The 25,230-nt window shown below is 31.8% G+C and carries 23 protein-coding genes; 13 read left to right on the forward strand and 10 right to left on the reverse strand.

Going from position 1 to position 25,230, the window contains the following annotated elements; all coding sequences use genetic code 11:
• Positions 1-62: 62 nt before the first annotated feature.
• The gene (locus tag OYT91_RS01930; protein ID WP_269223313.1) at positions 63-878 is read right to left on the reverse strand and encodes a 2,3,4,5-tetrahydropyridine-2,6-dicarboxylate N-succinyltransferase; all 816 of its coding nucleotides are present in this window, start codon (positions 876-878) and stop codon (positions 63-65) included.
• Positions 879-1,033: 155 nt separating this feature from the next.
• Here OYT91_RS01930 and OYT91_RS01935 point away from each other — a divergent pair, with 155 nt between their 5' ends.
• Together OYT91_RS01935 and ruvX are read left to right on the forward strand one after the other, a co-directional pair.
• Positions 1,034-1,267, forward strand: a complete 234-nt coding sequence (locus tag OYT91_RS01935; RefSeq protein WP_281239285.1) for a hypothetical protein — start codon at positions 1,034-1,036, stop codon at positions 1,265-1,267.
• Between the two features lie 356 nt (positions 1,268-1,623).
• Positions 1,624-2,034 (forward strand): Holliday junction resolvase RuvX, encoded by a 411-nt coding sequence (gene ruvX, locus OYT91_RS01940; RefSeq protein WP_269223310.1) that lies wholly within the window; start codon positions 1,624-1,626, stop codon positions 2,032-2,034.
• Positions 2,035-2,171: 137 nt separating this feature from the next.
• On the opposite strand, the gene OYT91_RS01945 is transcribed toward ruvX, so the two are convergent.
• Positions 2,172-4,385, reverse strand: coding sequence for an FUSC family protein (locus tag OYT91_RS01945; RefSeq protein ID WP_281239286.1), 2,214 nt, complete (start codon positions 4,383-4,385; stop codon positions 2,172-2,174).
• A gap of 366 nt (positions 4,386-4,751) precedes the next feature.
• Here OYT91_RS01945 and def point away from each other — a divergent pair, with 366 nt between their 5' ends.
• The 3 genes from def (at position 4,752) to mazG (ending at position 6,775) form a co-directional block, all read left to right on the forward strand.
• Positions 4,752-5,339 carry a peptide deformylase gene (gene def / locus OYT91_RS01950; protein WP_269223308.1) on the forward strand — a complete coding sequence of 196 codons (588 nt, stop codon included), beginning with the start codon at positions 4,752-4,754 and terminating at the stop codon, positions 5,337-5,339.
• Between the two features lie 75 nt (positions 5,340-5,414).
• Complete coding sequence (locus OYT91_RS01955) at positions 5,415-5,897, forward strand: DUF5606 family protein (RefSeq protein ID WP_269223307.1); 483 nt, start codon at positions 5,415-5,417, stop codon at positions 5,895-5,897.
• A 107-nt stretch (positions 5,898-6,004) separates the two neighbouring features.
• Complete coding sequence (gene mazG / locus OYT91_RS01960) at positions 6,005-6,775, forward strand: nucleoside triphosphate pyrophosphohydrolase (protein ID WP_281239287.1); 771 nt, start codon at positions 6,005-6,007, stop codon at positions 6,773-6,775.
• Between the two features lie 37 nt (positions 6,776-6,812).
• On the opposite strand, the gene OYT91_RS01965 is transcribed toward mazG, so the two are convergent.
• Positions 6,813-7,493, reverse strand: coding sequence for a Crp/Fnr family transcriptional regulator (locus OYT91_RS01965; RefSeq protein WP_281239288.1), 681 nt, complete (start codon positions 7,491-7,493; stop codon positions 6,813-6,815).
• A gap of 108 nt (positions 7,494-7,601) precedes the next feature.
• On the opposite strand from OYT91_RS01965, the gene OYT91_RS01970 reads away from it, so the two are divergent.
• The 8 genes from OYT91_RS01970 to OYT91_RS02005 all read left to right on the forward strand — a co-directional run bounded on the left by OYT91_RS01970 (position 7,602) and on the right by OYT91_RS02005 (position 16,622).
• Positions 7,602-9,980, forward strand: a complete 2,379-nt coding sequence (locus OYT91_RS01970; protein ID WP_281239289.1) for a heavy metal translocating P-type ATPase metal-binding domain-containing protein — start codon at positions 7,602-7,604, stop codon at positions 9,978-9,980.
• Positions 9,981-10,097: 117 nt separating this feature from the next.
• Entirely contained in the window at positions 10,098-10,277 is a 180-nt protein-coding gene (gene ccoS, locus OYT91_RS01975) for a cbb3-type cytochrome oxidase assembly protein CcoS (RefSeq protein ID WP_281239290.1), read from the forward strand.
• 62 nt (positions 10,278-10,339) lie between these two features.
• Positions 10,340-12,517, forward strand: coding sequence for a cytochrome-c oxidase, cbb3-type subunit I (gene ccoN / locus OYT91_RS01980; protein WP_269223304.1), 2,178 nt, complete (start codon positions 10,340-10,342; stop codon positions 12,515-12,517).
• 12 nt (positions 12,518-12,529) lie between these two features.
• Positions 12,530-12,697: a CcoQ/FixQ family Cbb3-type cytochrome c oxidase assembly chaperone gene (locus tag OYT91_RS01985; RefSeq protein ID WP_269223303.1), complete on the forward strand. Its 168-nt coding sequence runs from the start codon at positions 12,530-12,532 to the stop codon at positions 12,695-12,697.
• A gap of 27 nt (positions 12,698-12,724) precedes the next feature.
• Positions 12,725-13,663: a cbb3-type cytochrome c oxidase N-terminal domain-containing protein gene (locus OYT91_RS01990; protein ID WP_281239291.1), complete on the forward strand. Its 939-nt coding sequence runs from the start codon at positions 12,725-12,727 to the stop codon at positions 13,661-13,663.
• A 202-nt stretch (positions 13,664-13,865) separates the two neighbouring features.
• The gene (gene ccoG / locus OYT91_RS01995) at positions 13,866-15,284 is read left to right on the forward strand and encodes a cytochrome c oxidase accessory protein CcoG (protein WP_281239292.1); all 1,419 of its coding nucleotides are present in this window, start codon (positions 13,866-13,868) and stop codon (positions 15,282-15,284) included.
• A 68-nt stretch (positions 15,285-15,352) separates the two neighbouring features.
• Positions 15,353-15,811: a FixH family protein gene (locus tag OYT91_RS02000; protein WP_281239293.1), complete on the forward strand. Its 459-nt coding sequence runs from the start codon at positions 15,353-15,355 to the stop codon at positions 15,809-15,811.
• Positions 15,812-15,920: 109 nt separating this feature from the next.
• Positions 15,921-16,622 carry a sulfite exporter TauE/SafE family protein gene (locus tag OYT91_RS02005; RefSeq protein ID WP_281239294.1) on the forward strand — a complete coding sequence of 234 codons (702 nt, stop codon included), beginning with the start codon at positions 15,921-15,923 and terminating at the stop codon, positions 16,620-16,622.
• Positions 16,623-16,830: 208 nt separating this feature from the next.
• Here OYT91_RS02005 and hemN read toward each other — a convergent pair whose 3' ends face one another.
• The 7 genes from hemN to OYT91_RS02040 form a co-directional block, all read right to left on the reverse strand.
• Positions 16,831-18,195 (reverse strand): oxygen-independent coproporphyrinogen III oxidase, encoded by a 1,365-nt coding sequence (hemN, locus tag OYT91_RS02010; protein WP_281239295.1) that lies wholly within the window; start codon positions 18,193-18,195, stop codon positions 16,831-16,833.
• Between the two features lie 123 nt (positions 18,196-18,318).
• Entirely contained in the window at positions 18,319-18,792 is a 474-nt protein-coding gene (locus tag OYT91_RS02015) for a hypothetical protein (RefSeq protein WP_281239296.1), read from the reverse strand.
• Positions 18,793-18,894: 102 nt separating this feature from the next.
• Entirely contained in the window at positions 18,895-19,242 is a 348-nt protein-coding gene (locus OYT91_RS02020; protein WP_269223296.1) for a hypothetical protein, read from the reverse strand.
• A gap of 199 nt (positions 19,243-19,441) precedes the next feature.
• Positions 19,442-21,454, reverse strand: a complete 2,013-nt coding sequence (locus OYT91_RS02025) for a DUF349 domain-containing protein (RefSeq protein ID WP_269223295.1) — start codon at positions 21,452-21,454, stop codon at positions 19,442-19,444.
• A 254-nt stretch (positions 21,455-21,708) separates the two neighbouring features.
• Positions 21,709-22,458 (reverse strand): shikimate dehydrogenase family protein, encoded by a 750-nt coding sequence (locus OYT91_RS02030; protein ID WP_281239297.1) that lies wholly within the window; start codon positions 22,456-22,458, stop codon positions 21,709-21,711.
• The gene (locus tag OYT91_RS02035) at positions 22,458-23,855 is read right to left on the reverse strand and encodes a tetratricopeptide repeat protein (RefSeq protein WP_269223294.1); all 1,398 of its coding nucleotides are present in this window, start codon (positions 23,853-23,855) and stop codon (positions 22,458-22,460) included. Before OYT91_RS02035 ends, OYT91_RS02030 begins: the two co-directional genes overlap by 1 nt.
• A gap of 186 nt (positions 23,856-24,041) precedes the next feature.
• Positions 24,042-25,220, reverse strand: coding sequence for an aspartate aminotransferase family protein (locus OYT91_RS02040; RefSeq protein ID WP_269223293.1), 1,179 nt, complete (start codon positions 25,218-25,220; stop codon positions 24,042-24,044).
• Positions 25,221-25,230: the final 10 nt, after the last annotated feature.

The following is a 25,230-nucleotide window of genomic DNA, read 5'->3' on the forward strand; positions in this document are numbered from 1 at the left end:
ATACCAATTGATAAATAAATTGGTATTTGGTTTTTAAAATATAAAATATTTTTGTCTAGAATTTAAACCGCTACATCATATTCGCGTAAAGCGTTATTTAATGAAGTTTTTAAATCGGTAGATGGTTTGCGAGTTCCAATAATTAATGCACATGGAACTTGGTACTCTCCAGCAGCGAATTTTTTGGTGTAACTACCAGGAATTACTACAGAACGAGCAGGAACAAAACCTTTTCTTTCTACAGGGGTTTCTCCAGTAACATCAATTATTTTCGTTGAAGCTGTTAAGCACACATTGGCTCCAAGAACGGCCTCTTTCCCTACATGAACACCTTCTACAATAATACAACGAGAACCAATGAATGCTCCATCTTCTATAATTACGGGTGCTGCTTGTAGTGGTTCTAATACACCACCAATTCCAACTCCTCCACTTAAATGTACATCTTTGCCAACTTGAGCACAGCTACCCACAGTTGCCCATGTGTCAACCATTGTTCCTGAATCAACATAAGCACCAATATTTACATAACTAGGCATCATGATTACACCGCTCGAAATATAAGCACCATAACGGGCAGATGCACCAGGAACTACGCGAACTCCTTTTTCAGCATAATCTCTTTTGAGTAACATTTTATCATTGTACTCAAAAATTCCAGCCTCTAAGGTTTCCATTTTTTGAATAGGGAAGTACATAACAACGGCTTTCTTAATCCATTCGTTTACTTGCCAACCTTCGCCCACAGGTTCTGCCACTCTTAAAATTCCTTGATCTAATAAAGAGATAACTTCTCTAATAGCATCAGTTGTTGTTGTTTCTTGAAGTAAAGCACGGTTTTCCCAAGCTTGTTCTATTATGGTCTGTAATGATTTCATTTTTGATAAATTTTTGGCAAAGATACCATTTTTAACTAATAGCAAAAAAGAGTATTTGTATGGAAAATGTTATAGTTATAACTTAATAGCCATTTATTTTGTGAAATTAATTTTAGATTAAAAAGTAATATATTTGTATAATAAATAGGAAAGCCATGGAAACGTTACGATTAGAATTTCAGCCCAATAGTAAAGCCAAAATCTTGGAATTATTAAGTTCCTTTTCTTCGGATGAACTTATTATAGTTCGGGAAGATCCTTTTTTTGATAAAAATAAAAGAAAATTAGACACTGCTTACGCTAAACTCAAAAGCGGTGCTGAAAAATTTTATTCTATTGATGAAGTCGATTCAATTCTGGACAAAACATTTTCAGAATATGACAGTTAATATTTCTTCCGAAAAAGTATTTAAATTTTGGTTGTCAGGAACCCACTTTTTCATATCATCGGAAGAAAAATATTTTTTGATGTGGGTTTCAAATGAATTTCTGAAATTATTGACAGATCAAGTTCGTTACATTTATAAGGATAAACCGCGAGCAGCTTTAAAATTCAGAAAAGATTTGCTTAAAAAATATAAAAAAAGATTTGAAACACCCATTTCATTTTAAAAGATCAATTTATTTTGATGATGAAAATATTAGGGATTATGTTTTTAAGGGATATTCGGTTGTATATGAAATCGACGTAAATCAGAAGGTTATTTATGTTTTCGGATATATCAAACACAAAAACTCACTATAAATGCCAAGAATACTCTCCATAGATTACGGACAAAAACGAACAGGAATAGCTGTTACCGATGAAATGCAAATTATTGCTTCGGGGTTGACAACAATTCCATCAACCACTGCTATTGCTTTTTTGAAAGATTATTTCTCTAAAGAAAAAGTGGAAGCAGTACTCATTGGTGAACCCAAACAAATGAACGGTGAGCCTTCAGAAAGTGCTTCAATAATTAAAGGTTTTGTAACTCATTTTACCAATCATTTTCCGGATATGAAAGTGATTCGAGTTGATGAACGTTTTACATCAAAAATGGCTTTTCAAACAATGATTGACAGTGGTTTGAATAAAAAGCAACGTCAAAATAAAGGATTAATAGACGAGATTTCTGCTACCATTATGCTTCAAGATTATCTAAATCGTAAATAAGTCGTTTTTGATTTTTTAAAAAAAATATTCTCCTATTTTTTAAGCTTTTATTGCGCTAAATTGGCTTTAATAGTAGTTTTAAGATTTTTTTTAGGAGATTCGTATTAATTAAGGTATAACCTTAGGATGAAATTTTTTTAGTCTTCCATTAATTTTTTTGTACTTTTCAAGATACCTTCAGATAAGTTTGTCAGCCAAATTAATTGCTCTATGACCAATTGTGCTTCTTGCATTATTAAAGCAAAAGATTGATCGTTTATTTTATTTCCTTCTTTTAGCTCGCTTTGACGAATGTTTTTTAATTCTATAAACCGATTGGCTAACTCTTCTTTTGAGATATCGTTTGCATCGATAATTTCATTTTCTTTTAAGTAGGAAATGCTTTTTTCTAAATTTTTCAATACTTTTTCAACCACGATCGTAAAAGCTTTTGAGGACGGTGTAGTTGTATGCGATTGAATATAAGTGCCTAATGAAGCAATTGAAGAAAGCAATGAATGATTGAGTTCGGTTAATTTATAAAAAAGTACAATGTTCTTTTGTTTGGATTTTGGTTCCTGAGACATTCTTTGGAAAGAAGCCATTAAGTTCCCAATTTCAATAAAAGCATTCTTTCTAGCCAAACGATAAGATGTTGTTACATCTCCTTTTTTGGTATAATAAATGTAAATCTGGTTCAAATAATCTCGATTGGCGGCTATTGATTTTTCCAAATATTCTGGCGCTTTAATATATTCCCAAGATGGCCATAAAAAATGATTCGCAAAAAATGCTAAAGTTGCTCCAGTCAAAGTATCTAATATTCTAAACTGGATTACATTTACAAAATCTGGGGATAAAATGCCGTGAAGAAATACAATATACATAGTAACAAACGTAGCACTTACGGAGTAATTGGTTTGTGTAAATGAAAAACCAAGCAACATGCAGCTTATCGCTAAAAGGCTTAACACAAAATGATTGGGCATCAGGTATAGGATGCTAAAAGCTGTAATTCCACCTATAATAGTCCCGATAGCTCTTTGTATCGAACGCTGTTTTGTCAACCCATAACCAGGCCTCATAATGATGATGATGGTCATTAAAATCCAATATTCATTTTGAAATGGAAGCAACTTACCTATGATTCCACCCAAAATTAATGTTGTGGTTAATCGTAAGGAGTGTCTGAATATAGTAGACTCAAAACTTATATTTTCTATGAATGTACTTATTGAATAATATTGGGGAGTTAAAAATTTTTCTAAATCTTTATCCTTGCCTTTAAAATCATAAGTATTAGATATAGAAGTAAAAGCTCGTTCAATTATTTTAATTTTTTCAACTTGCTTTTCGGCATATTCAAGCATGGTTTTTAACATCAAGACTCCTTCAGAAGCCTCGGTTTTTCCTAGCTCGTTTTCGTAATTGGTGATTTCATTTTCTAGAGCCAATAAATGCTTAGATAATGAATTTTTAGAAACGTAATTGGTTCTTTTTTCAATATTCTTTGATAATTGCTTTAGCGTTGAAGCGAGCGTGTAAGCTAAATTTTGATAGTTGGATAAAACTTTGGGATGATCCTTAAATTTTTGATGTAATTTGCTATGATCAAAAGAAGTAGATAATGCAAGTTCTAGTATTTCAACTAGCGAAATAAATACAATTAGCATTTTTCGGTTTTGGTTGGAGGAAACTGTATTGATATGCTTATCGATAAGTACTCTTCTAATATTTTGATGAATTATATTTAATTCGACTTGTAAGTGCAATTGTTTTTCAGTTATCTCTTTTTTATCGGCAATACTGTTCCATAAATCTCCTCTTAGTCTTAAGTATTTTGATGTTAATTTGATGCTTTCGGCAACTTGTAATTCGGCATAACGATTGGGACGTACATAATAAAAAAGCAAAGAAATAAATAAATAAAAGAATCCTCCAATTAGTAATAATCCCGAATGTTGTAACATTTCGAGTCCAGTATGTAGGTTAGAAAAAGATAAGGATACTGATAGTAATGCCGAAAAGGATGTAAATGTGGCTCTTTGTCCATAGACAGAAAGCATGGCCAAAATAAATACTAAAATCGAGAAAAAAGGATAGAATATAATAGGAATTGGATAGGTTAGATTAATCAGTAAATTGACTCCAGCTACTAAAAATGCAGTAACGATTATTCCGTTAATTTTATGCTTCAAGCTACTTGGAATATCACTTGGATAGGTTAAAAAAGCACCAAGTGCAATGGCAAACCCAATTTCAAAATGATTAAAATAGGTAAAAACCAAAACAGGAATTACAGCTGAAAGTGTTGCTTTTAAAGCATTTGTAAAATAAATGCTATCTGTAAATTTTTCTATTTTGGCAATCATAAAGTAATATTTGATACAAAGATAAGCGATAAATTGTTTTGAATAGTTTTGAGCATTAGATCCCATAAGCCAATTGCATTATTTTGAATAATTATTTTGCTTAAGTAGCATCTTATATGTAGTTATATATAAATAAGACTGCTGATTTTTGAATATTTTAAGTAATTCTTGACTTTCGTAATATTAATTGCCGATGCTTAAAAAAATAACGGCAGTTTTTTATTTTATTCATCTTGTTAATTTCTGTAAAATTCTACTAATTATCAATTCTTGATTAATCAGTATCTATTTTTTTACTACTTTTGCCAACCTAATTAAATGGATTTTTTCCTTTATTTACACTAGTTATTAATAAAATCAATTCGAATGATATTACCAATTATAGGATATGGTGATCCTGTTTTAAGGAAAATAGGAGAGGAGCTTACTCCAGAATATCCAAATTTAAAGGAAGTTGTCGCGAACATGTACGAAACGATGTACAATGCTTGTGGCGTTGGTCTTGCTGCAGAACAAGTAGGTTTGTCATTGCGTTTATTTGTAGTGGATACTACACCGTTTAGTGATGATGACGATTTGGAAAATAACGAGCAAAAGAAATTAAGCGGATTCAAAAAAACTTTTATCAATGCTAGAATGATAAAAGAAGAAGGTGAGGAATGGGCTTTTAATGAAGGTTGTTTGAGTATTCCAGATGTTAGAGAAGATGTGTTTAGAAAACCTACTATAACATTAGAATATTGCGAAGAAGACTTTGTGATGAAAACAGAAGTTTTTGATGGATTAATTGCTAGAGTAATCCAACACGAATACGATCATATTGAAGGTATTTTGTTTACAGACAAAATTTCATCTTTGAAAAAAAGATTGATTCAGAAAAAATTAAAAAATATCATGGAAGGCAAAACTTTTCAGGATTATAGAATGAAGTTTTTTGCCAAAAAAGGAAGATAAATAAAACACTTTTCTATCGCTCATCTGTAGAGAATTAGTGTATAGAAAATAATGAAATAAGTAAAAAAAATAAAAATGAGTTTAGAGAAAATATTATCCATTTCAGGAAAACCAGGTTTATATGTTTTAAAAGTGCAAACACGTACTGGTTTTGTTGCAGAGTCTTTATTAGACGGAAAAAAAACAACAGTTAGTTTAAAAAGCAATGTGAGTTTATTGTCGGAAATTTCCATTTATACTTATGATGCTGAAAAACCTTTGGCAGAAATCATGCAAAATATTGCTAAAAAAGAAAACAAAGGACAAACTATTTCGCATAAAGAAGATAACGCAAAATTGTTATCATATTTTAGAGAAATTCTGCCAGATTACGATGAAGAAAGAGTCTATGCCTCTGATGTAAAGAAAATTGTAAATTGGTACAATATGCTTCAAGAAAAAGGAATGATTGTTGATGAGGCTCCTGCTGTAGTTGAACAAGAAACTCCAGTTGCAGAAGAAGTAGTGGCTGAAAAAGTAAAAGCTCCTGCTAAAAAAGCAAAAGCTAAAAAAGAGTAAACAGTTATAATTGTGTATATTTATCCTGCTTTGATATTTCTAAGCAGGATTTTTTTATTTAAATTGATCTAAAAGATTAGTATTTTTCCAATTTTTAAAATGCAAAGATGAACAAAGACAATCAATTACAAGCTTTCAAACGTTTATTGGATATCATGGACGAATTGCGTGAAAAATGTCCTTGGGATAAAAAGCAAACTATGCAATCGCTTCGTCATCTTACTATCGAAGAAACCTATGAATTGGGTGATGCTATATTAGATAATGATTTAAATGAAGTAAAAAAAGAATTAGGTGATTTGCTTTTGCATATTGTTTTTTATGCCAAAATAGGTAGTGAAACAAATGATTTTGATATCGCTGATGTGTGCAATGACATTTGTGAAAAACTGATTCATCGTCATCCGCATATTTATGGGGATGTTATAGTCGAAAATGAAGATGAAGTAAAACAGAACTGGGAAAAATTAAAACTCAAAGAAGGTAAAAAATCTGTTCTTGAAGGTGTGCCAAAAAGTTTACCGGCATTAGTAAAAGCAAGTCGAATTCAAGATAAAGTGAAGGGAGTAGGTTTTGATTGGGAAGAATCACACCAGGTTTGGGATAAAGTACAAGAGGAACTACAAGAATTACAAGTAGAAATTGCTGCAGGCGATCAAGATAAAATGGAAGATGAATTTGGAGATGTACTTTTTTCAATGATAAATTATGCGCGATTTCTAAACATTAATCCTGAAGACGCATTAGAAAGAACCAATAAAAAATTCATCAAAAGGTTTCAATATTTAGAAAGTAAAGCTACCGAATTAGGAAAGCCATTGATGGATATGACCCTTGCAGAAATGGATGTATTCTGGAATGAGGCTAAGAAATTATAGCTTTATTAGAATGCAAAAAAAATGGTATTTTAAAAAATTATTCCGCCAATTTTTTTAATTTATTGATATCTTTTAAAACTATTTTTTTTCCTATTAATCCTATTAAACCTAATTTATTAAAATCAGATAATAATCGAATACAACTTTCTGTGGCAGTACCAATCATACTGGCTAATTCATCTCTAGAGAGTTGTATTTTTAAAGTGCCATCCGCATTTGTACCCAAGGTTTCATGTAGATAAATCAAAGTTTCGGCCAATCGCTCTTTTACTGATTTTTGAGCCATATTCACCATGTGTTCATCAGATAATTTCAAGTCGCCACAAATTGTTTTCATCACATTCATTGAAAACTGATTGTTTTTGTCAAAGAAACCCATAACTTCGTTTTTGGGGATAAAGCAAACTTGCATATCTTCTAAAGCAATGGCACTTAAATTAGCAGGCTCATCACTTATCATTGATCGTTGACCCAATAATTCTCCTTTGCTAACTAGTTTGACAATATGATCTTTGCCATTTGGACTTAATTTGGTCATTTTGCAAACACCATCTTTTACGCAAAATATACCATTAACATTTTCTCCTTCTTCAAAAATGTTTTCTCCTTTTTTGATTAATTTAGAAACTTTACAATCGGATAGTTTTATAAGTTCGTCTTTATTTAGTGCTTTCAAAGAACTAAATTCTCTTACGATACATTGTTCACATTTACTCATAATGAAATAGGATTTGCGGCTACAAAGTTATACATTTATATGATAAATATCATTGTTTTTATCATAATCAATTTGTAAAATTTGCACCCGCTTAATTAGTATCATTTTATGGAGAAAAATAACTGTTTTCATTGTGGTTTGGATATAATAAAAGAAGATCAAATTGTGTTCGATAACAAAGAATTTTGTTGCAATGGATGTAAAACGGTTTATGAAATTTTCAGTCTAAATGACATGACCTGTTATTATGATTTTGAAAAATCTCCAGGAGCAACTCCATTAGATATTAAAGGAAAATATGATTTTTTAGACAATGAAAGTATCGTTACAAAATTATTGGAATTTCAAGAAGATTCAACCGCTATTATTTCACTTAGTATTCCTCATATACATTGTAGCTCGTGTATTTGGATTTTGGAAAATTTACAGCGTCTTCAAAAAGGAATAAATACTTCTCAAGTTAATTTCCCAGAAAAAAAGGTTAGAATCAATTACAACCCGAATAGTGTTTCTTTAAAAGATATTGTCTATTTGTTGAGTTCAATTGGTTATGAACCATATATTAGTTTAGAGAATTACGAAGCTGGAAATAACAATATTGATAGAAGTTTAACGTATAAACTTGGAGTTGCTTTCTTTTGTTTTGGAAATATCATGTTACTTTCTTTTCCAGAATATTTTGAGGTAAAAGAATACTGGCTGGATAATTACAGACCATTTTTTAGAGGTTTGATTTTCGCTTTATCTTTGCCTTCTTTCCTATACTCCGCTAGTGGATATTATGTCTCGGCCTACAAAAGTATTAAAACCAAGATGCTTAATATCGACATTCCTATTGCTTTGGGGATTATCGTAATGTTTGTTCGTAGTACTTTTGATATTGTGATGGATTATGGTTCGGGTTTTTTTGATAGTCTAACAGGATTGATATTTTTTATGTTGTTGGGAAAAATGTTTCAAATCAAGACCTATAGTTTCCTTAGTTTCGAAAGAGATTTCAAATCCTATTTTCCAATTGCAATCACTAAAATAAATACGGATTCAAAAGAGGAAAGTATACCAGTTTATGAAATTGAAAAAGGAGATCGTTTATTAATTCGAAATCAAGAATTAATTCCAGTTGATGGAATTCTTATGTCTGATAAAGCAGAAATTGATTATAGTTTTGTAACAGGTGAAGCAATTCCAATCACTAAAAAATCAGGGGATAAAATTTTTGCTGGCGGAAAGCAAATTGGCAAAATTATCGAAATGGAAGTTTTGCAAACCATTTCACAAAGTTATCTGACACAATTGTGGAGTAACGATATTTTTCAGAAAAAAGTAGAACAGAAACACAAAACCATAACAGATAGTATTAGCCGTTATTTTACGCCAATACTTTTGTTAATAGCTTTTTCTGGTTTTGGATATTGGATATTTTTTGATGCCAATACTGCGTTTAATGTTTTTACAGCTGTTTTAATTGTTGCTTGCCCTTGCGCTCTAGCATTAACAGCTCCTTTTACAATGGGAAATATGCTGCGAATTTTTGGGAACAAACATTTTTATCTCAAAAATGCTCTTGTAATTGAGCAATTGGCAAAAGTAGATACAATAGTTTTTGATAAAACAGGTACCATAACAACAAATACAAAATCCAATATTACTTATGAAGGTAAGGAGCTCTCCTCTGAGAATTTAATTGCTATCAAAAACGTACTTCGAGCATCAAATCATCCTTTGAGTCGAATGTTGTATGATTTTTTACCAGATACTAAAAGAATTAAGTTAGACTTTTTTGAAGAGTTTACAGGAAAAGGTATTCAAGCTGCAGTTGAAGGAGTTACTGTTCAATTAGGATCCGCTGATTTTGTTAATGCAAGCAGTAAAGAGGTTATTCAACAGACTACTGTACATATAAAGATTGGAAATGAGTATTACGGAAAATATATATTTAATAATGAATACCGTGAAGGATTGTCTGAACTGTTTACTAAGCTAAGTTCAGAGTATAAAATAAAAGTTTTATCTGGAGACAATGAAGGAGAACAAAGTTTGTTGGAGTCTATATTGCCAAATGGGACTGAGTTGGTTTTTAATCAAAAGCCAGAACAAAAACTGGAGTTTATAAAAGCACTGCAAGAGCAAGGTAAAAACGTTATGATGGTTGGAGATGGGCTTAATGACGCTGGGGCTTTAGCGCAGAGTAATGTTGGGGTTTCAATATCAGAAAATGTCAATGTTTTTTCGCCTGCTTGTGATGCAATTTTGGATGCCAAAGAATTTGAAAAATTGCATTATTTTTTGAAATTATCAGAAAAAGCTATCACGACAATCAAAATGAGTTTTACATTGTCATTATTGTATAATGTTGTTGGACTTTCTTTTGCAATAACAGGAAATCTTTTGCCACTGGTTGCGGCGATTATTATGCCGTTGAGTACCATTACGATAGTGAGTTTTGTAACGTTAATGAGTAATTATTATTCTCGAAAAATAAAATAGTTTAACAGGGAATTATATCTTATTTTTTCATATTTTTAACATATCAGATTAAATATGATAATTGTCATTTTTTATAAAAAGTGATACCTATAATTTTGTTAACTTAATATTAATAATATGAGTGTTATCTATTTGCTTATTGCCGTTAGCATTTTTGTTGCCATTGGTTTTTTTATTGCATTTGTTGTAGCTGTAAAATCAGGGCAATTTGATGATGACTACACCCCTTCTGTGCGAATGCTTTTTGATGATGAATTGATTAAAACTACCCAAAAGAAATCAGAAATTAAAAGTTAAATTACTCTTTAATCTTTTATAAATTTACCAATTTTAAACAACTTTAAAAACAATTATAAATTATGGAAATGGAACAATTTTATTACGACAACAAAATTGTAAAGAAGTTCATTTATGCTACCATACTATTTGGAGTGGTGGGGATGTTAGTAGGTCTGATTTTGGCCACAATGTTCCTTTTTCCAAACATGACCGAAGGTATTTCGTGGTTGAGTTTTGGTAGATTGAGACCTTTACATACTAATGCAGTTATTTTTGCCTTTGTTGGTAATGCAATGTTTGCAGGTGTTTACTATTCGCTTCAACGATTGTTGAAAGCCAGAATGTATAGCGACTTTTTAAGTAACCTTAATTTTTGGGGTTGGCAATTAATTATAGTTGCAGCTGCTATTTCACTTCCGTTGGGGTATACTACTTCAAAAGAGTATGCTGAATTAGAATGGCCAATAGATATAGCTATTGCATTGATATGGGTAGCTTTTGGAATCAATATGATTGGTACCATGTTAAAAAGAAGAGAGCGTCATTTGTATGTTGCTATTTGGTTTTATTTAGCAACATTTATAACAGTTGCTGTATTGCATATTTTTAATAGTTTAGAATTGCCAATTTCTGCTTTAAAAAGTTATTCTGTTTATGCAGGAGTTCAAGATGCTTTAGTACAGTGGTGGTATGGTCATAATGCGGTTGCCTTTTTCTTGACAACACCATTTTTAGGTTTAATGTATTATTTTGTTCCAAAAGTTGCCAATCGTCCTGTGTATTCTTATCGTTTGTCAATCATTCACTTTTGGTCTTTAATATTTTTATATATCTGGGCAGGTCCTCACCATTTATTATATTCTGCTTTACCTACCTGGGCACAAAATTTAGGAGTTGTATTCTCAGTAATGTTGATTGCTCCATCTTGGGGAGGTATGATCAATGGTCTTTTGACATTGAGAGGTGTTTGGGATAAAGTTCGAGAAGAACCTGTATTGAAGTTTTTTGTAGTTGCAATGACCGGTTATGGTATGGCTACTTTTGAAGGGCCAATGCTTTCTCTTAAAAATGTAAATGCAATTGCACACTATACCGATTGGATTATTGCTCACGTTCACGTAGGAGCATTGGCTTGGAATGGTTTTATGGCATTTGGTATTATTTATTGGTTAATCCCAAGGATGACAAAAACAACTTTATATTCTACCAAATTAGCTAATTTTCATTTCTGGATTGGTACATTAGGTATTATATTGTATGCATTACCAATGTATTTAGCAGGTTTCTTACAAGCATCTATGTGGAAACAATTTAATCCTGACGGAACTTTAACGTATGGTAATTTCCTTGAAACGGTTACTCAAATTATGCCAATGTATTGGATGAGAGCTGTTGGAGGAACAATGTATCTTACAGGAATGCTGACATTGGTTTATAATATTATTCAAACCGTACGTGCGGGAGAAGAAGTAGAAGACGAATTGGCAGAAGCTCCAGCTTTACAAAGCATTAGTGCTGGAAGACTTAAAGGAGAGAAATACCATTCTTGGTTGGAAAGAAAACCAATTAAAATGGCAGTGTTTGCAACTATTGCAATCTTAATTGGTGGTATTATTCAAATTGTTCCAACCATTATGGTAAAATCAAATATACCAACTATTTCTAGTGTTAAACCTTATTCTCCTTTAGAATTAGAAGGTCGTGATTTATACATTCGTGAAGGTTGTGTGGGATGTCACTCTCAGTCTGTACGTCCATTCCGTAGTGAAGTAGAACGTTATGGACCTCAATCCAAAGCGGGAGAGTTTGTTTATGATCATCCATTTTTATGGGGTTCAAAAAGAACAGGTCCAGATTTATTAAGAGAAGGTGGAAAATACAATGACAATTGGCATTTTAATCACTTTTGGAGTCCGCAAAGTATATCTGCAGGTTCTATTATGCCTAGCTATAAATGGTTGTTTGACAATAAAGCATTGGATATTTCAATGACAGAAAAGAAAATGAAAGCAATGGTTACACTCGGTGTCCCTTATAGTGATGCTCAAGTAGCTAATGGATTAAAAGATTTAAGAACTCAAGCCATTGCGATAGAAGAAAGTCTAAAAAATGATCCTGACTTTGTAAAAAGTTATGAAGATAGCAAGAAAAAAGCAATTGCTAGAGGTGAGAAATTTGTACCAATGAATGAAAGAGAAATTGTAGCTTTAATCGCTTATATACAAAGATTGGGTACTGATATTAAAGTAAAACAATAATAGAGTAAAGATATGTTTGAACAAATAAAACACAATATGGAAACCATTTCGGGTGTCGAAATTTTTCCAATACTATCGTTACTTATTTTCTTTTCCTTTTTTATCGGATTGGGTATTTGGGTATATTCATATAAAAAAGAGACTATAGACGAAATAAGTCAAATCCCTTTAGAAGATTAAATTGTACAATTTAAAAATAAATAGATAATGAAAAAATTAGTTCCACCTTATATAAGAGTTCTTTTCATCTTTTTCATCGTTCTTGGAGCGATGGAGTATTTTATCGATTCAGGTGATCGTCCTGCTTTTGTTAAATATCCAATGGTTGCCGTCTTTTTGTTTGTGTTTCTTTTCCTTTTGATAGCAATTGAAACTACTTTGACTGCTGTAAATACCATCATGTATCAGTTAATGTCTGATGAGGAGAAAGCAAACAAGGCTTATGAAGATAGTTTAAGTTTAAAAGACAAAAGTTGGTATAAAAACATAATGCAACTTTTGACAAAAACAGTACCTGTTGAAGACGAAAAACAACTATTGATGGATCATGATTATGATGGAATCAAGGAATTAGATAATAATTTACCACCATGGTGGGTATATTTATTTTATGCTTGTATTGTTTTTGCCGCTGTTTATTTAGTTCGTTTTGAAATTTTGGGTGCACCTGACCAAGAAACTGAATTGAAAAATGAAATGGCTCAAGCTAAAACTGAAGTAGCAGAGTATATGAAAACAGCACCAGATTTGATGGACGAGAATTCAGTAACATTATTAACGGATCCTGCAGATTTAGATAAAGGTAAAGCGATTTTTGCAACTAATTGTGTAGCTTGTCATAGAGCTGATGCTGGTGGACAAATTGGACCTAACTTAACAGATGATCATTGGATATTAGGAGGTGGAATAAAAAATTTATTTCATACAATAACAAATGGAGGTCGTGACGGTAAAGGAATGATTGCATGGAAAGGAACTTTAAAACCAAAAGAAATTCAGGCAGTTGCCAGTTACGTTATTTCATTAAAAGGCAGTAATCCAAAAGATCCAAAAGCACCAGATGGTGAAATTTGGGTTGATGATAAAGCTTCAACTAGCGCTCCTGCAGCAGTTCCCGCGACAGATAGTACAAAAGTAAAAATATAAGTATTATAATTTAAAAGCTCTGTCAAAGTTAATAACTTTGACAGAGCTTTTATTCTATTAAATAGGATTATAGTAATTGCAAATTCATTGTAATTACTCAAGTTTCAACACTGATTTTGTAAGTTATTTTTGTTGAAATTGGTTAAAATAGAATTTATGTATTGCATGAAACACTAATTATTTTAATAAAAAAAAACAAAAAATGTCAAGTAATCTAGACGAATCTTTTAGAGACACAATAGGGACAATTGATAAAGAAGGACATAGAAAATATATTTATCCCAAAAAACCTTCTGGTAAGTTTTATGAATATAGAAAATGGGTTAGTTATTTTTTATTAATCATTTTAGTAGCCAATCCGTTTATAAAAATTAATGGCAATCAGTTTATGATGTTCAATGTATTGGAACGTCGTTTTAATATTTTTAGTTTTCCATTTTGGCCTCAGGACTTTTATATTTTTGTTTTGTTTATGGTCATTGGGGTTGTTTTTGTAATTCTTTTTACGGTTATATTTGGGCGTATTTTTTGTGGTTGGATTTGTCCACAAACGATTTTTTTGGAAATGGTTTTTCGTCGAATAGAGTATTGGATTGAAGGCGACAGAGGAGCTCAAATCCGATTGGATAAACAAGAATGGAATAGTGAAAAAATCGGAAAGAAAACCCTCAAATGGTTTGTGTTTCTGGTTATATCATTTATGATAGCCAATGTTTTTTTAGCTTATCTTATAAGTAGCGATGAATTATTTCGTTTAATTAAAGATGGACCTTTGTCTCATTCGAGTACCTTTATTTCCTTATTGATTTTTACAAGCGTTTTTTATTTTGTGTTTGCATGGTTTAGAGAACAGGTTTGTATTATAGCTTGCCCTTATGGAAGATTACAAGGGGTACTGTTAGACAAAAAATCGATAAATGTGGTTTATGACTTTGTTCGTGGTGAAAAAGAGTTAGGAAGAGCCAAATTTAATAAGCAAGAAGATCGTGCAAAGACTGGAAAAGGAGATTGTATTGATTGTAAGCAATGTGTAAACGTATGTCCAACAGGAATTGATATTCGCAATGGCGTACAATTAGAATGTGTCAATTGTACCGCTTGTATTGATGAATGCGATTCTATAATGGAAAGTGTTGGTTTGCCATTAGGACTGATTAGATATGCTTCGGAAGATGAAATAGAAACCAAAGCTAAATTCAAGTTTACCGCTAGAATGAAGGGGTATACTGCTGTATTGGTTATTTTAATTGGAGTGCTAACAGGGTTATTGTTTTTAAGAACCGAGGTTGAAGCTACTATTTTGCGTTTGCCAGGTCAATTATTTCAACACAAAGGGGATAATATTAGTAATATTTATACCTTTAAGATTATAAATAAAACAAATCATGATATTAATGATTTACATTTTGAATTGGTTGGTATAAAAGGTGCTTTAAAAGTTGTTGGAGTTCAAGAGTTAAAAGTTGCCAAACACGGGATGTCAAGTGGTACTTTGTTTATCGAAATCAGTAAATATTTATTGGAAAGTGATAGGACTACTGTAGAAATTGATCTTTATGAGGGTAATAAAAAAATAGAGACTACTCATACTAATTTTTTGAGTCCTCGAAGTTTTGATTAGACTAAACTACTAAGGGGAAATTAGCATGGGTAATAAAAATGTAAAATAGAATTTTAATAAAAAATAGAATGAAAATTAATTGGGGAACTTATATCGTGATTGCTTTTGCTTTGTTCATAAGTTTTATTATGTACTTTGTTGTAAAGGTTCAAACGGATAGTAAGTATGATAATGATTTGGTTGTAGAAGAATATTACAAACATGATGTGCATTTTCAAGACGAAATGGTGCGCATCCAAAAAGCCCATGACTTAAAGGTTAAACCTAGTATTACGGTCAATACCAAAGGGGTTGCAATTGTTTTTCCTGCAGATTTTTCTCCAAAAGAGATAACAGGAACTGTTGCTTTTTATCGCGCTTCTAATAAAAAGTTTGATTTTCAACTCCCACTTGTGTTTAAAGATGCTGCATCAGTGTTTGTTTCTAATGATAAACTTATAGGTGGTGAATGGAACATTAATATGGAATGGAAATATAAAGGGAAATCATATTTGACTAAAGAGAAAGTTTATATAAAAACGCCCTAATCCCAGAATGAAAATTAAATACAGTAATTCAATAATTCAAAATGTGATTTAGAGATTAGAAGATAGTATTTCACTTCATGCCTCTAACATCTTAACTTTTTACCTCAAAATGCTTTATACTGCCTTTTTATTTGGTTTAATCAGTAGTTTTCACTGTATTGGAATGTGTGGTCCTATAGCACTGATGCTGCCTGTTGCCCGAAATAATCCTGCTAAAAAAGTTATTCAAATTAGTATCTATCATTTGGGAAGATTGATGGCTTATGGTAGTATTGGATTGATTTTTGGAATGTTGGGTAAAGGATTCTTTTTGGCTGGTATTCAACAGCAATTATCAATTTTTATCGGAATTGCTATGATTCTTGTCATTCTCATTCCTGAAAAATTATTGTCTAATTATAATTTTTCGAAGCCGGTTTACAAAGTGATTTCTAAAATTAAGCAAAATCTGGGAAGTCATTTTAAGAGTAAAAGTTATAAATCACTTTTTATTATTGGTTTATTAAATGGTTTTTTGCCTTGCGGAATGGTTTATGTAGCCTTGTTTGGAGCAATTGCTATGCAAAGTGCTGGTTTTGGAGTCTTGTATATGTTGCTCTTTGGATTGGGAACTGTACCACTTATGAGTTCTGTGGTTTATATCAACTCGTTACTGACCATTTCTGTACGGAATAAAATTCAAAAAATTGTTCCAATCGTTGGTGTGATAATAGGAATTTTATTTATTCTTAGAGGTTTGGGGCTTGGGATTCCTTATGTCTCGCCTTCAAATATGAATTTATTTATACAAGAAAAAGCCAATTGTCATTAATTGGCTTTTTTTTGATTTTTTTTGGTCTTGAAAAGATAAATTGATCATCGTTTGCACTATTGCGTGAGGGATAGAGCAAGGCGCCATGCGCTCGTGATAGCCCGACCAGATTGTGCAAAGGGGCTGAATAAGGGGTATTGAATATATGCCCCTTTGCACAATGTGGTCACGCCCAAAATATTCTTGATGCAAAATTAATTGCCTTTCTTTAAATTGTCATAGAAAACAATGCGGTATCTGGTGTTTTTCGTTTAAGTCTTAAATCAAATGCCATACAGATGTTTCGAACATATGGTTTCCCTTTTTCGGTAACTTGGATATTTTTATTTCCGATTATCAATAAACCGTCATTTTCCATTTCTTTGAGTTGTATAAGAATTTCTGGAATTTCTGGAAAATAGTTTGCTGAATCTGTCCAAGTGGTTTCAAAATGGCACATTAAGTTCAAAATATGTTTTCTGATGATAAGATCTTCAGATGTTAATAGATGACCTCTATAAACGGGCAGTTTATCCTTTTCTAGCATTTGGTAATAATCTTCTAAATTTTTGACATTTTGAGCAAAACTATACCAACTGTCACTTATGGAGGAAACTCCTAAACCAATCATTAATTGAGTTTTTGAAGAACTATATCCCATGAAGTTTCTATGTAATTCTTTGTTTTTAAAAGATTGGTATAAGCTGTCTGATTTAAGAGCGAAATGATCCATGCCAATTTCGTAGTATTCATTTTCAAAAAGTAACTCTTTCCCAATTTCGTATAATTTTCTTTTGGTATCATCTTTCGGAATGTCTTCATCATTAAATCCACGTTGCCCATTGCCTTTTATCCATGGTACGTGTGCATAACTGTAAAAAGCCAATCGATCGGGTTGAAGGGAATTTGTTTTTTCGATAGTATCGATAATGTCATCAATTTCTTGAAACGGCAAGCCAAAAATGATGTCATGTCCAATTGATGTATAGCCGATTTCTTTTGCCCAAAATGTAACTTTGGCTACATTATGAAAAGGCTGAATTCGATTTATTGCTTTTTGAACTTTTTGAGAGTAGTCTTGAACACCAAAGCTCACTCTTCGAAATCCTAAATCATACAATTTTTGCAAATGCGCATGAGTGGTATTATTCGGGTGGCCTTCAAAACTAAATTCATATCCTTCTGCTTTTTCGGCGAGAGCCAGTATTCCATTAATTAAGTCCTCTAAACTTTTTAACGAGAAGAAAGTCGGGGTTCCACCACCTAGATGAATTTCTTTGATCTTAGGTTTTTTGCCTAAAATTTCGCAATAAAGGGACCATTCTTTTAAAACGGCTTCTATATACGTATTTTCTACGTTGTGATTTTTGGTAATACGTTTATTGCATCCACAAAATGTACATAAGCTTTCGCAAAATGGCAAGTGAATATACAAGCTGATACCTTCATTGTCGTTGCTTTCTTGGAATGATTTTTTTAGAGTTTCTATCCAATTGTCATTAGTAAATCCTGACTCATTCCAATAAGGAACCGTAGGATAACTAGTATAACGTGGCCCGGGAACATTGTATTTTTGAATAAGTGAGGTTTTCATAAAAATCTGTTTTAGATATAAGTCAAAATTAGTGTGACTTTTTAAAGATTAAAATGATATTTATCATGTTAGTTAATAGCTAAATACAAACAAAGAGGTATTGTAGTGCCTCTTTGATGTTTTTTATGATATGGATTTATTGATTAAAGTGACCCATTTTTTAGCTAAAATTTGATCTTCATACAAGCAATTAAAATCGATATAATGGTTTTCGATGTTGTAAATTGGTATCAATTCTTTTTTCATTGTAGTTTTGTAAACTAGTTCAATTTCAATTTTTGAGGTGATATGTGTCTTTTCTTGTTTGTTTTCGATCAAATTACACAAAAGAATATTTTTTAGATCTACAAAATAAGATGTTTCTTCTTTATAACTAAAATCTATAAACAGAAATCCTTTTTTCTTTTGATCTATGGCTAAAATCTTCTTGTTTTGTGTTTCAGTTAATTCAAAATTATAATAATTGTTTTGACTGTGTTGTTTCTTTATTTCTTTTATTTTTGCTCTGTTCACTATGTTGGAACGAAATACTAAAGTTAACGGAATACCTATTAAAACTGTAATTATAAGGCCTATTATGGTTACGGAAGTGTCCATGTTTTTATTTTTTAAAATTATATAATGATTTGTTCACCTGTTTCAATTAGAATCAGGTATAGTAAAAGTTTTTACTTATTAAAACGGAACCATAATATTAAATCACCAAAAATAATGGAATGGGAAGAGTAAAATTGAAACCTTTATGCATCTGTCAATGTCTTGGTCTGATAAAACTATATTAAGATTATTTCCTTTAGAACAGATGAAATATGGAGATACTAAATTGCAGTCATTTATTCCAATACGAATTCTGGTAGTATGACTTTGGTCTACTGAGCCTTTATCAATAGAGGGTTGAATGAAATGTGAAGAACTTAAACTTTCTTTATTAAAAGTAGTGCTATTATCGTTTTGAAAAGAGGGAGTATCGTATTGATTCGCACTGAATGCAAAATTGAACTGGATGAATAGTCCAATTAATACGGTAAATTTCCAGAAAGTTTTCATTTTGCAAATGTAGAGAATTGCTTTTTGATAGGGTTTTAGATTGTGATAAATGTAAGTTAAAGTTATGCGTAGTGATGGCTGTAATGCCACTTTATGTTTCAAGTTTTCTAATTTCTAGCGGTATTAACGGCATAAAAAAAGCCTCATACCATTGTGGTTGAGGCTTATTAATTGTATTTTTAATCAAGTAAATTTTAATCTACTCTTGATTTAAATTTCTTATTTGTTTTAGTTTTTCTTTCCAAACATCTAAACTTTCTTTGTGAATAGCAATGTTTTTTCGAACTTCTAGAACAATTGAATTTTCTTTTTTTGCGTTTCTAGTATTGGTAAAAAATTGAATGTTATTCTCTAATTGGAAAATTTCATTTTGTACTTCTTCGATTTTACGCATTAAGAAAATTTTCTCATTATCGAGTTTTCTAATATCATTGCTTTCTGACAGATGATCCATTCTGTTGGAGAAACGCATCATTTCGGTATCTTTTTTGCTTAGGCTTAATTTTTCGAATAAAGCATCTAGAATTTTATTAAACTTTCCTTCAATATGTCTTCTTGGGAAAGGAACTTTTCCAAAATTTTTCCAAGTTTCAATATGCAATTTGATGGCGTCTAAATCGGTCTTGTGGTCACCAGTTAATTGAAATTCTCTTAATGTATCCAGATAAGTTTTCTTTTTATCAAAAGCTTCAACTTCATCAACGTTTTCAATATTTTTGTGTTCTTTTAATTTATCGAAATAGTGATTACACGCTTCTCTAAATTCATTCCAAATTTTATCAGAATATTTTCTTGGTACATGGCCGATTTTTTTCCACTCTTCTTGAATTTGCTTCATGATAGGAGTAGTAGATGCAAAATCTTCACTTTCTTGTAATTCTTTGGCTTTTTTTACCAAAGCAATTTTTTTGTTTAGATTGTCGTTTTGATCTTTTTTGATATCCTTATAAAAAGAGTTTTTAAAAGTATTAAAATTTCTTACAGCGGTTTTGAATGCAGCCCAAGTAGTTTCATTAACTTCAGAAGGAACTTTACCAGCAGCAAAAAAAGCAGATCTTAATGCTTCAACTTTTTCGATTTGGGCCAACCATTGTGTGTGTGCATTTACTTTTTCGGTAGCTAAAACTTCTATTTTGGCAATGATTTCTTTTTTCTTTTCTAGATTTTCTAATTCAGTACCTCTTAAGTTTTCGAACAAAACTTCACGCTTATCATGCATTTTTTTTGTCAATTCACTAAATTGATTCCAAATTTCATCGCGAAATTCTCTAGATACAGGTCCTATATCTTCTTTCCAAATTCGATGTAAATCTTGCAATTCTCGGAATGCCTTGTTGATGTCTGCTTCGTGTAGCAACTCTTCAACACGAGTTATTATTTTTTGTTTAAGCTCTAAATTATGTTTGAAATCAATATCTCTGGCCTCTCTATCCAAGTGTAAATAATCATAGAAATTTTCTACATGAAAGTGATAGTTGTTCCATACATGATTGTATTTATCTTTTGGAATAGATCCTGCATTTTTCCAACGTTCTCTCAATTCATTAAAATGATTTAAGGTGTCTTTGATGTTGGCTTGAGGATTTATTAATTCTTTTAATTCTTCTACAATTGCCAATCGTGTCTCCAAGTTGGATTTCAAATTGTTTTGAAGACTTTTAAAATGAATATTTTTATTGTCTTTATAGATTGTATAATATTGATCGAACTTAGATTTTAAAGGGAAATGATACTGAAATTCTTCATTAGGGTCTTGATTTTCCTGATTGAATTCTTCTCTTTTTTCTTCGATAAGATGATTGTATTTTGCTAAAAAAGCTTTGCGAATTTCTTCAACATGATCTTTTATAGACATTACTTTTTCATTAGTAACCAAATTTTTCAATTCGTCAACTAATGTTTCCATTGGTAATGATTCATAATCAAGCATCGGAATATCATGGCGATTTTTCAGGGTTTCATCTTCACTTTCTTCCGCATTGGTCTCGGCAATAGCATTTAAAACATTTTGTTTTTCATTAATTGCGTCTTCATTAGTTGTTACTGCTTCAGCATCAGGATATACCGTATTTTCTTCTGCTGCAACATCAGTGATTTCACTTTCTTCAGTTACAGGAGTTTCAGATTGGATTGCTTCTTGCAACTCATTGGCCATTTTTCCGTCTGTCTCATTTTCTTGAAGAGACAGGTTTTCGTTCTTTTCTTCTAACATTTTGTAAATGTTTAAGGTTTCTATTTATTGAATGCGAAAGATAGTAAAGGTGTGTCAAAATTCAAAATAAATCGTTTGATTATAGTCTAATTATTGTGTAATTACTTTTTTTATGGTTGTATTTTGGTTATTTTCTGGTTTTAGGCCTTTTTATTTTATCTTGTTTTGATATTTTTGCTCAATGTGATCATGCAAAAGCCCTCAAATTGGAACTCCAATCTGAGGGCTTTTAGGCTAATTATAATGTGAATCTTTTATTTATTCCAAATCTTCCAGGCTTTTTCGGCCTGAAAAATAAGCATATCCAAGCCATTTTTAATTTGAGCACCATGTGCTTTGGCTTTGCTTAAAAATTGGGTTTCTGCTGGGTTGTATATTAAGTCGTAAGCAATGTGTTTTTCTGTAAAGTATTCATAAGGAATAATCGGAAATAAATCAACTTTTGGACTCGTTCCAACAGGTGTACAATTGATTATTATTTGGTAATTGTCAAATGTTGTTGCGTTGATACGTTGGTAGTCAATACAGTTTTCTTTGGCTTCTCGCGAAACAAAAGTATAAGCAATTTCCAATTGTTCTAAGGCAAAAGCTACCCCTTTTGAGGCGCCTCCAGTACCAAGTATTAAAGCTTTTTTGTGATGCGGCTGTAATAAGGGCTCTAAAGATTTTTTGAAGCCATAAAAATCGGTATTATAGCCTTTTAGTTTTCCTTTTTTGGTGAATTTTATAGTGTTTACTGCTCCAATTTGTGTTGCATTTTTGGATAATTTATCCAAAAATGGAAGTATGGCTTCTTTGTAAGGAATAGTGACATTGAGACCGTTAAGATCTGTGTTATTTTTTCTTAATTCAGTAAAATAATTAATTTCAGGAATATCGAAGTTTTCATAAGTGCAACCTTCAAAATGTTCTTTACTGAATTTATCAGTAAAATATCCTTTTGAAAAAGAATAACTGATATTACGACCTAGTAAACCAAAACGTTTTTTTAAAACTTCAACCATTATTGTTTTTTATGTTTTTCAATATAATTTTGTACCATTTTTTTCTCCCAAACCACAGGGAATAATTCTTGCAATAAAATCATATTTTCTGTATTCAAGCGCAAAGCATTGCTTAAATGGAATTTTGCTTTGATATTTTTTGAAAGCATAAAATTCAATCCAGCCAAACGATATTCAATTTCATTTTCTTCCGGAAAGTACTCAGATGCCTGAAATAAAGTTTGGATGGCGCTTTCAAATTCACCTAAAAATTGAAGAATATCCACCCAAAACAACCAAGTATCTAGTTGGTAGTCACCAAATTCTACTGCTTTTCTGTATCCAAATTCGGCTTCCTCAAAGAAGTTCATTTGTTTGTTTATTGCCGCATATCGCTTCCAGTACATTTTGTTTTGATTGTCTATTGCCAAGGCTTTATTAACAAAAAACAATGCTTTTTGAAAGTTTTTTTGGCGTACATAAAAGTCGGTAATTGCAATCCACCCTTTGTCAAGAAGAGGGTCTTCATGTACGGTTTTATTAAAGTATTTTAATGCCAATACTTTGTTGCCTAGCTTTTCATAGCACTTTCCTATTCGGAGCAAAGCATACGATGTGGCATCATCCAATTCGATGGTGCGGTTATAGCTCTCTATGGCAAGATCATATTTTTTTAGGCGTTCCAAAGCTTTGGCTTTTTCCATAAAAGCACCAAGGAATTCATCATCAATTAATGTGGCATAATCAAAAGCTCTAATGGCATTTTCATGTTCTTTTACACCATAATACAAGCGTCCCAATTGATGCCAAGCAATCTCACTGTATGGATTCTTGTCAATGTATTTGTTTAAATAAACGATGGCGTCTTGATTTTGATCCAAAAATTCAAAACAATACACTACATTGTATAAAGCGGATTGATCTTCAAAATCTTCTTCAAGACATTTGATGAAACTTTCTTTAGCCAATTCGAGATTGTCCATGAATAGATATTCCATACCAATTAAATTGTATACATCAGCATAGTCATCGGTATATTTTAAAGCGATCTTAAGCATTTCAACTGCTTTTTCATGCTGATCTCTTTTGGAGCAAATATTTGCTTTCTGGATGTATATTTCTTCGTTGGTAGGTTCAATTGCATACAACTCGTTCAATAGTTTTTCGGCAATTTCGAGTTTGTCATCATAAATAAGCATTTCTACTTGAACTAATTTTAGGCCGCTGGATCTTGGATGTTGTTCCAGAGCTAGCTTTAAAGCTTTTTTGGCCAATGCAGACTTGCCCATATCGAGATAATGAAGAATGATTTCTTCAAATTCTTCGGAGTCAAAAAAGAGCACTTTGTTGGTTTTCAACATGGACTCAAATTTGGATAGGGATAAGTTATAATCTTCTTCTTCGTTGCTTAATTGCATACTGTGTGTTTTTAAATTATCCTAGATTAAAATTAGGAAAACGTATTGTTGTTATGAGGAAGAAATTTATATGTTGTGAACAATTTAATTAACAGTTTTATAATGCCAATATCAATTTCAATGGCAATTTTTAAATATATTTAAATTTATTTAAAGTTTAAAATCAGCACTCTGCATTCTAAAATCTTAAACCATCTCGTTCATTACTTCAAGAATAATAGCACAACCTTCTCGAATTTCTTCTTCTGAAATGGTTAATGGCGGTGTAATTCGGATGGCACAACCTTCAAAAAGGAGCCAAAATAATATTAATCCTCTATCTTGACATTTTAATATCACTTCATTTGTGATCTCAGCATTGTCAGTCATGGCCGCTAGCATCAAACCTTTTCCTCGTATTTCTTTTATCAAAGGATGTACCAAAAGGGTTCTAAAGAGTTTTTCTTTCTCTAAAGCTTCTTGCATTAGATTGGTTTCAGTTAATTCTTTCAAAGTTGCCAAACAAGCTGACGCAATGACAGGGTGTCCTCCAAAAGTCGTAATGTGTCCTAATTTTGGATTTTCGGTCAATAAATCCATCATGGCTGATGAAGCAGTGAATGCACCCACTGGCATTCCACCACCCATTCCTTTTCCCATAACCACGATATCTGGAACGACATCATAATTCTGGAAACCTAATAATTTTCCTGTTCTCCCAAAGCCGGGTTGAATTTCGTCAAGAATCATCATTGCGCCTACTTCGGTACAACGAGCTCTTACTTTTTTTAGAAAATCATTTTCGGGCTCAATAAAACCAGCTCCTCCCTGAATAGTTTCAAGAATGATTCCAGCGGTTTTTGTTGTTATTTTTAGTAAATCGGCTTCATTGTTAAAGGTAATGAAATCAACATCGGGAAGTAAAGGACGAAAAGCCTGTTTGCGTTCTTCAAAACCCATAACGCTCATTGATCCCATGGTGTTTCCATGATAGGCATTATGGCATGATATAAGCTGGCTTCTTCCTGTAGTTCTTTTGGCAAGTTTTAAAGCTCCTTCGATGCCCTCTGTACCCGAATTGACTAAATATGTTTTGTCTAATGGAGCAGGTAGGAGAGAGGCCATTAATTTGCAATATTCAACAGCTGGGCTTTGCGAATATTCGCCATAAACCATAACATGCGAATATTTGTCCAATTGATCTTTTATGGCATCATTGACTCTCTTGTTTTGATGGCCAAGCGTACAAGCTGAAACTCCCGCCACAAAGTCTAAATATTTTTTGTTGTTGGTATCGTATATATAAGAACCAATTGCATGCGAAACCTCCATACCCAAAGGATAAGGTGAAGTTTGTGCTTGGTATTTAATAAAATCGGGATTCACTTTTTTGAAG

The sequence above is a fragment of the Flavobacterium praedii genome (genome assembly GCF_026810365.1).
Classification (GTDB): Bacteria; Bacteroidota; Bacteroidia; order Flavobacteriales; family Flavobacteriaceae; genus Flavobacterium; species Flavobacterium praedii.

What these genes read in the sequence shown, in the direction of transcription:
- OYT91_RS02000 (WP_281239293.1), top strand. Translation starts at nt 15,353, where the DNA reads ATGAAAATTAATTGGGGAACTTATATCGTGATTGCTTTTGCTTTGTTC.
- OYT91_RS01935 (WP_281239285.1), top strand. Translation starts at nt 1,034, where the DNA reads ATGGAAACGTTACGATTAGAATTTCAGCCCAATAGTAAAGCCAAAATC.
- OYT91_RS01955 (WP_269223307.1), top strand. Translation starts at nt 5,415, where the DNA reads ATGAGTTTAGAGAAAATATTATCCATTTCAGGAAAACCAGGTTTATAT.
- OYT91_RS01990 (WP_281239291.1), top strand. Translation starts at nt 12,725, where the DNA reads ATGAAAAAATTAGTTCCACCTTATATAAGAGTTCTTTTCATCTTTTTC.
- mazG (WP_281239287.1), top strand. Translation starts at nt 6,005, where the DNA reads ATGAACAAAGACAATCAATTACAAGCTTTCAAACGTTTATTGGATATC.
- OYT91_RS02020 (WP_269223296.1), bottom strand. Translation starts at nt 19,242, where the DNA reads ATGAAAACTTTCTGGAAATTTACCGTATTAATTGGACTATTCATCCAG.
- def (WP_269223308.1), top strand. Translation starts at nt 4,752, where the DNA reads ATGATATTACCAATTATAGGATATGGTGATCCTGTTTTAAGGAAAATA.
- OYT91_RS02025 (WP_269223295.1), bottom strand. Translation starts at nt 21,454, where the DNA reads ATGTTAGAAGAAAAGAACGAAAACCTGTCTCTTCAAGAAAATGAGACA.
- hemN (WP_281239295.1), bottom strand. Translation starts at nt 18,195, where the DNA reads ATGAAAACCTCACTTATTCAAAAATACAATGTTCCCGGGCCACGTTAT.
- OYT91_RS01930 (WP_269223313.1), bottom strand. Translation starts at nt 878, where the DNA reads ATGAAATCATTACAGACCATAATAGAACAAGCTTGGGAAAACCGTGCT.
- OYT91_RS02035 (WP_269223294.1), bottom strand. Translation starts at nt 23,855, where the DNA reads ATGCAATTAAGCAACGAAGAAGAAGATTATAACTTATCCCTATCCAAA.
- OYT91_RS02030 (WP_281239297.1), bottom strand. Translation starts at nt 22,458, where the DNA reads ATGGTTGAAGTTTTAAAAAAACGTTTTGGTTTACTAGGTCGTAATATC.
- ruvX (WP_269223310.1), top strand. Translation starts at nt 1,624, where the DNA reads ATGCCAAGAATACTCTCCATAGATTACGGACAAAAACGAACAGGAATA.
- ccoG (WP_281239292.1), top strand. Translation starts at nt 13,866, where the DNA reads ATGTCAAGTAATCTAGACGAATCTTTTAGAGACACAATAGGGACAATT.
- OYT91_RS01985 (WP_269223303.1), top strand. Translation starts at nt 12,530, where the DNA reads ATGTTTGAACAAATAAAACACAATATGGAAACCATTTCGGGTGTCGAA.
- ccoS (WP_281239290.1), top strand. Translation starts at nt 10,098, where the DNA reads ATGAGTGTTATCTATTTGCTTATTGCCGTTAGCATTTTTGTTGCCATT.
- OYT91_RS01965 (WP_281239288.1), bottom strand. Translation starts at nt 7,493, where the DNA reads ATGAGTAAATGTGAACAATGTATCGTAAGAGAATTTAGTTCTTTGAAA.
- OYT91_RS01945 (WP_281239286.1), bottom strand. Translation starts at nt 4,385, where the DNA reads ATGATTGCCAAAATAGAAAAATTTACAGATAGCATTTATTTTACAAAT.
- OYT91_RS02005 (WP_281239294.1), top strand. Translation starts at nt 15,921, where the DNA reads ATGCTTTATACTGCCTTTTTATTTGGTTTAATCAGTAGTTTTCACTGT.
- OYT91_RS02015 (WP_281239296.1), bottom strand. Translation starts at nt 18,792, where the DNA reads ATGGACACTTCCGTAACCATAATAGGCCTTATAATTACAGTTTTAATA.
- ccoN (WP_269223304.1), top strand. Translation starts at nt 10,340, where the DNA reads ATGGAAATGGAACAATTTTATTACGACAACAAAATTGTAAAGAAGTTC.
- OYT91_RS01970 (WP_281239289.1), top strand. Translation starts at nt 7,602, where the DNA reads ATGGAGAAAAATAACTGTTTTCATTGTGGTTTGGATATAATAAAAGAA.